Source organism: Myxococcus sp. CA005 (genome assembly GCF_006518205.1).
GTDB lineage: Bacteria > Myxococcota > Myxococcia > Myxococcales > Myxococcaceae > Myxococcus > Myxococcus xanthus.
On record NZ_SRLV01000156.1, the window covers coordinates 1 to 9,534 of the forward strand.

Here is a 9,534-nt window from a genome sequence, read left to right on the forward strand (position 1 = left end):
CCCAGGGTCCCTCCCCGGGCCAAGGTCCCCGCCATGCCGGCCCGGACGCTGGCCGCCCGGCCTGGCCGCTGGCTGTGGACCTGCCGCGCGGGTTTCGAGGCCCACCTCTTCGAGGAACTGGAATGGGCCGGCGCCGAGCCCCGTCTGCTGGGCGAAGCCCTGGTGGAGAGTGACGCCGTCTCCGGCCCTCCGCCCGCCTTCGCCCGCGCAGGCTATCAGGTCGCTGCCACCCTGACAGCCACGAATCCCGAAGCCATCGCCGACGCGGCGGCCCGTGCCGTGCTGGCGCTTCCCGGGCGGACGCCCTGGGCGGTGCAGGCCTTCACGCCCGACACCCCGCGTGGCAACGCCCTGGCCCCTGTTGCGGAAGCCCTGGAATCCGCCGTGTCCGCCAGGCTGCCGGCAGAACGCCGCATCGAGGACGCCCAGCGGGCACGCGAGGCGGGGGCGCTGCTGGTGTCCCTGTGTGTGGCGCCGGATGAAGTGACGGTGGTGGGCGCGGTGCACGCGCGCGAGGCCGTGTCCCTGGCGGCGGGCGGACGCAGGCGCATGCGGCGGGCTGGAGACGCGCCGTCGCGCGCGGCCATGAAGCTGGAGGAGGCCCTGGACGGACTGGCCTTCGAGCCTGGGCGCGGCGATGTGTGCGTGGACCTGGGCGCGGCGCCGGGCGGCTGGACGCAGCGGTTGGTGAGCCGCGGCGCGAAGGTGGTGGCGGTGGACCCGGCCCGGCTGATGCCGGAGCTGACCGGGAACCCGCGCGTGAAGCACGTCCAGGAGAGCGCCTTCGCCTATGCGCCCGACGAGCCGGCGGACTGGCTCTTCTGCGACATGGCGTGGCGCCCCCTGGAAGTGGCGCAGTTGCTGGCCAAATGGGGCCGCCGCGGTTGGGCGCAGCACCTGGTGGCCAACATCAAGCTGCCCATGAAGGACAAGAACCCCATCCTGCTGCGGGTGCGCCACACGCTCGGCCAGGAGGGCGGCTGGGAGGGGCTCACCGTCCGCCAGCTCTACCATGACCGGGATGAGGTCACCGTCACCGCGCACAAGATGAAGTGAGCCCCTGCGCATTGGCGATGGACGCGCTACACAAGGAGCGCAATGCCCTACCCACTCGACGACGCCACGGCCACCGCCCTCATCGCCCTCCATCCCTGGGTGCTCACCCGCAGCCCCCAGGCCCCGGTGCAGGCCGCCGTGGAGGTGCTCGTCCAGGCGGAGCAGGCCCGGCGTGGCCAGCCGGACGCGAAAACGGGCGCACTCCAGGTGCCTGCACTCACCCAGGGCAACCTCCTCAAGGAGGAGTACGACTTGTCCACCCACGGCCATCATGACGGGTGGCGCGTGGGCGCCGTCATCGCGGACGTGCAGGGGATGATCAACGTCAACGCCCGCTTCGGCTTCCCCACCGGGGACGCGGTGCTGCGCGCCACCGTGGAGTCCCTCTCCGCTCAGTACCCCGGCGCGAAGGTGGTGCGCATCCACGCGGACGCTTTCGCCGCCCTGCTCGTGCCGACGTCGCAGCTCACGGTGGAGGAGCACCTCGCCGCGCCGACGCGCGAACGGTTGGCGCAGGGCGTGCGCCCTGTGCTGCCCCCGGGAACGCCCGACGCGGACGTGCCCTCATGGACGGTGAGCCTGCTGGAGTTGACGGTGGACGCGCCCTCGCACTGGCAGGTGCTGGGGCCGCTGCTGTGGGCGGAGCTGGAGCGCACCCACGTCATGGAGCGCACCGGCCGCGCGCAGGGGCTTCAGCGCAGGCGCATCCGGCTGGATGGCTCCATTCCCGGCCCAGCGACGCTCTGAGCGCGCACGGTCGCGACTGAGCGCCAAGCCATTCTGGCCATCCTCGCTGGGTGGCCACTGCACCCGCTCCCGGAGCCTCAAGGGGACTCACGGGGGAGCGTTCCTTGCGTCCGGCGAAAGGGGCCTCAATACCGAGGCGTCATCCACCCGCTCCCGGAGCCCTTCGGGCTTCCACGGGAGCGCGCTCCTTCCGTCCGCAGCGAGGCGCCTCGACGAACCACCGAGACGCCATCCCTCCGCGCCGGCTACTCCTCGAGGATGAACTTGCGGGGATTCTGCCCGATGCCGTTGACGCGGACCTCGTAGTGGAGGTGCGGACCCGTGGAGCGGCCGGTGTTGCCGACGGCGGCGATGTGCATGCCGCGCTTCACCTTGTCGCCGGCCTTCACCAGCATCTTCGACAGGTGGCCGTAGCGCGTCTTGATGCCGTAGCCATGGTCGATGACGAGCACGTTGCCGTAGCCGCCCTCCAGGCCCGCGAACACCACTGTGCCGTCCGACGGCGCGAAGACTTCCTTGCCGTGCGGCGCCGCGATGTCCATGCCGCCGTGCATGACGCGGTCCGCGGTGTACGGGTCCAGGCGCGAACCGAAATCACTCGTCACCCAGCCGCGCGCGGGCCAGATGGACGGAGTGGAGGCCAGCAGCGACTTCTGGTCCTGGAAGTAGGCCTGCAACTCCTGGAGGCTCTGCTCCTGGCGGGTGGCCTCCGCGCTCAACCGGTCCAGCCGGCCCATCAGCGCCTTGGGCGTCTCCGTGGAGGTCAGCTGCGTGAATTGCGTGTCCGTGGCAGGCGCGGACGTGCCCGCCTCGGGCTCCGTCGGCCCCATGGCCAGGTTGCGCTGAGGATCGGACAGCAGCGTCACCGCGCGCAGCTTCTGGTCGAAGCGCTCCACCCGGTCCAACGTGGAGCCGATGTGCTCGATGCGCTCACGCACCGACTTGAGCTGCGAGCGCAGCGTCAGGTTCTCTTCGCGAAGGATGCGGTTCTCGGAGGCGTCCGCGGCCACCTGGAAGTAGTGCACGCTCGCACCCACGCCCAGTCCCACCACGAGCATCAGTCCCATCCCCACCTGAGTGAGAAAGGACCGCTGGATGGTGTACCGCTTGACCGGAGCGTCATGGTCCGGAATCACCATCAGTGTGAAGGACTTTTTCGCCACGGGACAGCTCCCCTGCTTGCGTGGGACTACTGGCGCAGCAAGCTAAGTCGCTTGCTCTCGCGCAACACCTCCCCCCGCCGCCTACCCCTCCCGCTTCGTCGCCCACCGGCATTTCGACTCGGCTGGAAACGTTGGGGCAGCTACCACTCACATTCGAAGAGTGTCAAGGTCAACAGACCCGCAGGGAGGTCTGCAGGCCACGTGCAGACTCTGGGTGTGTCAGGCTTCCACTCGCACGACGATGACGGTGATGTTATCGTCACCACCACGTTCGTTCGCGAAGTCGATGAGACGCTTGGGGACCTCTTCGAAGGTCCGCGCCTTCACCACGGTTTCGTGGATCTCCCGGTCCTCCATCATGTTCGCGAGGCCGTCCGAACAGAGGAGAAAGACGTCGCCGGGCTCTGACACCAGCCCCATGACGTCCACCTGCACCTCCTCCTCGAAGCCGACGGAGCGGGTGATGATGTTCTTGTAGCGGGAGTGCTTCGCCTCTTCCGGGGTAATCATCCCCGCTTTGATCTGCTCGTTGACCAGCGAGTGGTCCTCGGAGATCTGCTGGATGAGGTCACCGCGGATGAGGTATGCGCGGCTGTCACCCACATGGGCGAAGAAGGCGTGCTCGTCGCGCACCACCAGGGAGATGACGGTGGTGCCCATGCCGGACAGCCGCGCATCTTCCTGCGCGGCCGTGAAGATGGCCAGACAGGCCCGCTCCACGGCGGTGCGCAGCGCCTCCGGAATCGGAGAGTCCTGGAGATTCGGGACGGAAAGGAAGGGGTTGTCCTTGCCTTCCCGCGCCCGGCGCATCTCTTTGTCGATGGTCTCCACCGCGATGCGGGACGCAGTGCCGCCACCCGCATGGCCGCCCATTCCGTCGGCCACGACGTAGAGCTGGAGCTCATCATCAATGAGGAAGCTGTCCTCGTTGTGATTACGTTTGCGCCCGACATCCGTCAGGCCGGCGGAAATTATCTTCAAGCGGGAGGCCGCGGTCTGCCCTGCGGTGCTGGACACACCCGGGATGCTATGTGAGGCCCAAGGACGGGGCAAGGACACGGATGCAATCTGGCGCACTTCACGCGGTGCGTCGGAGCCGACCCCGGGGGGCCCCCTCCGGTCCAGACTCCCTGCGGGCCCGAGTCCCCAGCGCCCTGTTGGCAGAACGCACCAGGGCCTCCGCTGCTCCCAGGGCCTCACGCGTCACCTCGACGCCCGACATCATCCGCGCCAGCTCCCGGGTCCGTTCTGCCCCTGCATCCAGTACCACCACCTCCGAGACAGTGCGCTCGCCCTTGAGGCCCTTGCGGATGAGCAGGTGGGCATCCGCATAGGCGGCCACCTGCGGCAGGTGGGTGATGCAGAGCACCTGACGGTGGCTGCTCACGTCCTTGATCATCCGCCCCACCACGTCCGCGATGGCGCCGCTGACGCCCGCGTCCGCTTCGTCCAGGATGTAGCACCCGCCCCCGTCACTGTCAGCCAGGGCCTTCTTGAGTGCCAGCAGCAGCCGGCTCGCCTCACCGCCAGAAGCCACCTTCGCCAGCGCTCGCGGCGGCTCGCCAGGGTTCGCGCTGAAGAAGAACTCCACGTCATCCATGCCGTCCGGGCGCAGCGAATCCGATGGTGTCACCCGCACCTCGAAGGCCGCCTTGCCCATGGCCAGTTGCCCCAGGCCCTCGCGCACCTGCGCGGCGAACGTCACCGCACTGGCCGCACGCGCCCGTGTCAGTGCCGCAGCGGCCTTCCGGGCCCGCTCCTCCACCTTGCGGCGGTCGGCGGCCAGCTCTTCCAGGATTTCCTTCCGGTTCTCCAGCGTGCCCAGCTCCACCTCGATTTCGCCCCGCTTCTTCAGCAGGCCCTCCAGGTGCGTGCCGTGCTTACGGCACAGACGCTTGAGCGCGTCCAGCCGCTCCTCCACGTCCGCCAGCCGCGAAGGGTCCGACTCCAGCCCCTCCACGTACCGGTTGAGCCGCCGCTGCGCCTCCTCCAGCTCCGACAGCGCGGTGCTCAGCGCCTGCGCCACCGGCGCCAGCGTGGCGTCACACTTCACCGATTCGTGCACCAGCCCCAGCGCGCGGCCCACCGTCTCCACAGCGGACTGCTCCTCGCCGGACACCAGCAGCTCCGCTTCCGAGGCGTGGCGCTTGAGCTTCTCCGCGCCGCCCAGCCGCTTGCGCTCCGCGTCCAGCCGCGCGTCCTCGTCGGCCTCCGGGTCCAGGCGCGTGATTTCATCGAGCTGGAAGCGAAGGAACTCGGCGCGCTCGCGCACCTTCGCCTCGTCTCCGCCCAGCGCCTCCATGCGCGCGTCCATCTCGCGCAGGCCGGTGTACTCCCGGAAGAAGGCCGCGAGCACATCCTCCAGGTTGCCGTACCGGTCGAGCAGCACCCGGTGCAGCCCCGAATCAAAGAGGCTGACGTGCTCGTGCTGGCCGGCGATGTCCACCGCCCCACGCGTGAGCTTGCCCAGCACGCCCACTGTCACCAGCGAGCCGTTGACGTAGGCCTTGCCGCGCCCGGTGCGTCCCAGCACCCGGCGCACCAGCACCTCTTCCCCCAGGTCCGGCAAGCCCAGCTCCTCCAGCCGGGTCTCCAACGCGGGAGTCCGCGCGAAGACGCCCTCCACGGACGCCTCCTCACAACCGGCGCGAATGACATCCGCGTCGGCGCGCCCCCCGAGCAAAAGGCCCAGTGCATCCACGAGGATGGACTTGCCCGCACCTGTCTCACCCGTGAGGACGGTGAGGCCGGCTCCGAACGCCACCTCCACCTCCTCGATCACCGCCACGTTCGAAATCCGCAGACCCAGCAGCACGCGCGCCCTCCAATGTCCGTACGACGGCTCTGGTACCTGAACACCCTAGCAGGTCCGACTGACACTGCACAGGCGTTCGGGTTGAGCGCACGGATGGCGGGCGGGAGGGGAAGGGGCCTCGTTGGGGCCCCAACCTTGCAAGTCCTCAGATTTCCGTGAAGAGCTCCTGGATGTCCTGCTCCGTGAGCGTCCGGCCCATCTCGTCGCCGTCCCCACCGAGCACGCCAGCGGCCAGCTCCCGCTTGCGGCGCTGGAGGGCGAGGATCTTCTCCTCCACGGTGCCGCGGGTGATGAGCTTGTAGCTGATGACGGCGCGCGTCTGCCCGATGCGGTGCGTACGGTCCGTGGCCTGGTCCTCCACGGCGGGGTTCCACCACGGGTCGAAGTGGATGACGTAGTCGGCCGCGGTGAGGTTCAAGCCGGTGCCGCCCGCCTTGAGGGAGATGAAGAAGAGCGGCGGACCGTCCGGGTTGTTGTACTCGTCCACCTTGCCCATGCGGTCCTTGGTGCGACCGTCCAGGTAGAGGTAGCGCAGGCCCTTCTTGTCCGCCTCCTGCTTCAGCAGCTCCAGCATCTCCGTGAACTGGCTGAAGACGAGCGCGCGGTGGCCTTCCGCCACCAGGTCCTCCACCAGTTGGAGGAAGCGCTCCACCTTCGCGCTGGGCGGCATCAGGGTGCCGGGCGGCATCTTGAGCAGGCGCGGATCGCAGCACACCTGACGCAGGCGCATCAGCGCGGCCAGAATCGACACGCGGCTGCGCTTGAAGCCCACCTTCTCGATGCTCTCGTGCACCTTGCGGCGGCTCTCCTCCAGCACCTCGCGATAGAGCGCGGCCTGACCGGGCTCCATCTCGCACCAGGCGACGCTCTCCGTCTTCGGCGGCAGGTCCTTGGCCACTTCCGTCTTCAGGCGACGCAGGATGAAGGGCTGGATACGGCGGCGCAGCCGGTCCTTCGCGGTGCTGTCGTTGGCCACCTGGATGGGCTGCTCGTAGCGGTCCCCGAAGCCATCCGAGCTGCCGAGGAAGCCCGGCATCAGGAAGTCGAAGATGCTCCAAAGCTCCGACAGGCGGTTCTCCAGCGGCGTACCAGTGAGCGCCAGACGCGTCTCGCTGGGGAGCGCCTTGCACGCCTGCGCGGTGGCGCTGCCCGCGTTCTTGATGTTCTGGGCCTCGTCCAAAATGATGTAACGGAAGCCAACCTGGGACAGCTGGTCCAAATCACGGCGGACCAGCGCGTAGGACGTGAGGACCAGGTCCATGCCCTTCAGGTCCTCTGCCCGCTCCTTGCGGTCCTGACCGTGCCACACCATCGTCTTGAGGCCCGGCGTGAAGCGCTCGGCCTCGCGCTCCCAGTTGGCCAGCACGCTGGTGGGCGCCACCACGAGCGACGGCTTGCGCCCCTCGTCGTTGGCCACCTTCTGCATCAGGCTGAGCGACTGGATGGTCTTCCCCAGACCCATGTCGTCCGCGAGGATGCCGGACAGGCCATGGCGGCGCAGGAACCAGAGCCAGGACAGGCCCGCCTCCTGGTAGTGGCGCAGCGTGGCCTGGAGTCCCTCGGGGACGCCCACCTTCGGCACGCCCGCCGACTCGCGCAGCTCCATCATGGCCTGCCGCGCCTTGGCCTCCACCTCGGTGAACTCCCCCAGGTCCGCCAGCAGGTCCAACGCGACGGCCTGGTGCAGCGGCAGCCGCGTGCGCGAGCGGCCCGGCAGCGCGCCGGCTTCCTCGAGCAGGTCCGCCACGCGCTTGATTTCGACGGGGTCCGCCTCCGCGAAGGTACCGTCCTTCAGGGGGACGAAGCGGCGGCCGGAGTCCAGCCACATGCGCACCGCGCCCAGGTCCACGGCCTGGTCGTCGGTGACGAACTCCGCATCCAGGTCGAACCACTGCACGCCGCTCATGCCCACGCGGATGCGCGGCTTGAGCTTGGGACGTAGGCGCACCTTCGGGGCCTGCACGCCAAAGCGCTCCCAGTCCTCGGGGAGCGAAGCCAGGCCCCGGGCCCAGAACTCAAGCGCGGTGTCGGCCGTGGCGTCGAACACCTGCGCCTGCGGCTCGAAGCGCAGACCCAGATCCAGCAGCAGCTTCCCCGCGCCGCGCTCCAGCTCCTCGCGACGCCGGTACAGCTTGCGGCTGTCCCCGCCCACGCCGCTGGCGTAGCCCAGGTGCGTGGCAGTGGGGGACACCGGCACCGTCGTCTGGCCGTACTTGGCGGCCAGTTGCACCTTCACGCGCTCGGGGTTGCCTTCCAGCATGAGCATGAAACGAGGCTCCACGGCCTCGTCCACGTCGATGTCGTCCGCCTTCAGCGCCATGCGGAAGCGCGGCAGGTGCGCGGCGAAGAAGGTCAGCACCCGGTCCAGTTGCCCCGTGGGGAAGGACATGCTGGGCTCGAGCAGCCACTTGCGCAGCAGCCGCGGCGGGAAGTCCGGCTCCACCGGGTGCAGGTTCTGCCCCTGGATGACCCAGGTGCGCCGGCCCGACAGGAGGATGACGTCCTTGAGCGCGTAGCTCGCGTTGTCCGGGAAGAGCAGTTCGATGCGCGCGGTGGCGCCGTCCGGGCGGGACTCCAGATGAATCTGGGGCCGCACCGGCACCTCGGTGTCGATGAGCGCCGTGCCACGGTAGATGACGCGGCGGTGGCGCAAGAGCTCCAGCGCCTCGCTCAGCTCCTCGTCGGACAGGACCAGGCGCGAGTCATAGCGGTGCTCGTGGCGAGACAGCTGCATGAAGACGCGCTCGTCCGCGGGGGAGATGCGGCCCCCCGTCTGCAGCAGCCGCTTGACGTGGATGGGCCCCTTCGTCTGCGCGTCCTGCCGGCGCACGTCGATGATCCACTGCCGGGTGCTGCCGTTCCCCGTGCTGGCGGCCGTGAGGCGGTAGAAGAACTCGTAGTCGGGCTGAGAAGACAGACCGAGCCAGCTCTCCACCTTGGCCAGGGCCGGGAGGCTGACCGGGTCGCCGCTCGATGGCACCGGCTCCACATGGGGCTCGTCATCGACGACGGCTTCCTTCGGCTCGGGAGCGGCGGCGACGGGCTCGGCCGGGCGAGGCGCGGGCGGGCCGGGCGGACGGAAACGCGCGGCGTAGATGAGCGCCGCGGCCACCACGTGCTTGCAGTGGGGGCCTTCGACGTTCCACGACGGGCAGGTACAGGTCGACGTGGCTCGGCCATTCCCCAGATGCAGGGCCGTCTGATACCGCTCACCGGACGAACCGGCGACCTGGGCGCTGATGCGGTCCCCTTCACGATTGAGGCCGAAGACGCGGCGCGACTCCGCCACCTCTCGCCCCTGCTTGAAGGTCGTGGGTTGAACTTCGGCCTTCAGGGCACGGAGCCACTGGGTGTCCTGAGGCGGGAGGATCTCTCGGATATCGGCGGTGGATTGCACGGCTGGCACAGGCCCCAGGCTCCAAATCGCCAGGGAACCCGTTGAACTACCACAGCAACGAGGCTCCCGGTCGCGGGAAAAATCAATGCGTCCGCCAGCAGAATCCACCGCTGGCATCAAGCTGTGAGAGCATCAACCCCCGCCATGGCCCGGACCGTCCGCTTTCGCGCCTCCGATACCCGCCTGCTTTTCTGGAAGGCATCCGGCACGCCGAGCCGACGCGCCGGCCCTCTCCCCAGAGGCGGGACGCCCCCGTGAGGCCATTCCGCCTGACGAATGCCCCCCGCGGGCAGGGGTCCGTCGCCATGGCGACAGGGCGGGCGGCCGTCCGAGCCTTCCGTCCCCCGGTCCTCCCC

General features: G+C 69.2%; 6 protein-coding genes. 2 read left to right on the forward strand and 4 right to left on the reverse strand.

Going from position 1 to position 9,534, the window contains the following annotated elements:
* A partial coding sequence (rlmM, locus tag FMQ63_RS36210) for a 23S rRNA (cytidine(2498)-2'-O)-methyltransferase RlmM (RefSeq protein WP_228556564.1) occupies positions 1-1,056 on the forward strand: 1,056 nt, incomplete at its 5' end.
* Between the two features lie 42 nt (positions 1,057-1,098).
* A complete protein-coding gene (locus FMQ63_RS36215; RefSeq protein WP_011555312.1) occupies positions 1,099-1,803 on the forward strand; it encodes a diguanylate cyclase in 705 nt (234 codons plus the stop codon).
* Between the two features lie 245 nt (positions 1,804-2,048).
* On the opposite strand, the gene FMQ63_RS38610 is transcribed toward FMQ63_RS36215, so the two are convergent.
* The 4 genes from FMQ63_RS38610 to FMQ63_RS36235 all read right to left on the reverse strand — a co-directional run bounded on the left by FMQ63_RS38610 (position 2,049) and on the right by FMQ63_RS36235 (position 9,178).
* Positions 2,049-2,966, reverse strand: coding sequence for a M23 family metallopeptidase (locus FMQ63_RS38610; protein WP_011555313.1), 918 nt, complete (start codon positions 2,964-2,966; stop codon positions 2,049-2,051).
* A 219-nt stretch (positions 2,967-3,185) separates the two neighbouring features.
* On the reverse strand, positions 3,186-3,983 hold the full coding sequence (locus FMQ63_RS36225; RefSeq protein ID WP_011555314.1) for a Stp1/IreP family PP2C-type Ser/Thr phosphatase: 798 nt from the start codon (positions 3,981-3,983) through the stop codon (positions 3,186-3,188).
* 61 nt (positions 3,984-4,044) lie between these two features.
* Complete coding sequence (gene recN / locus FMQ63_RS36230; protein ID WP_011555315.1) at positions 4,045-5,781, reverse strand: DNA repair protein RecN; 1,737 nt, start codon at positions 5,779-5,781, stop codon at positions 4,045-4,047.
* Positions 5,782-5,926: 145 nt separating this feature from the next.
* Entirely contained in the window at positions 5,927-9,178 is a 3,252-nt protein-coding gene (locus FMQ63_RS36235; protein ID WP_011555316.1) for a DEAD/DEAH box helicase, read from the reverse strand.
* Between the last annotated feature and the right edge of the window lie 356 nt (positions 9,179-9,534).

What these genes read in the sequence shown, in the direction of transcription:
- FMQ63_RS36215 (WP_011555312.1), top strand. Translation starts at nt 1,099, where the DNA reads ATGCCCTACCCACTCGACGACGCCACGGCCACCGCCCTCATCGCCCTC.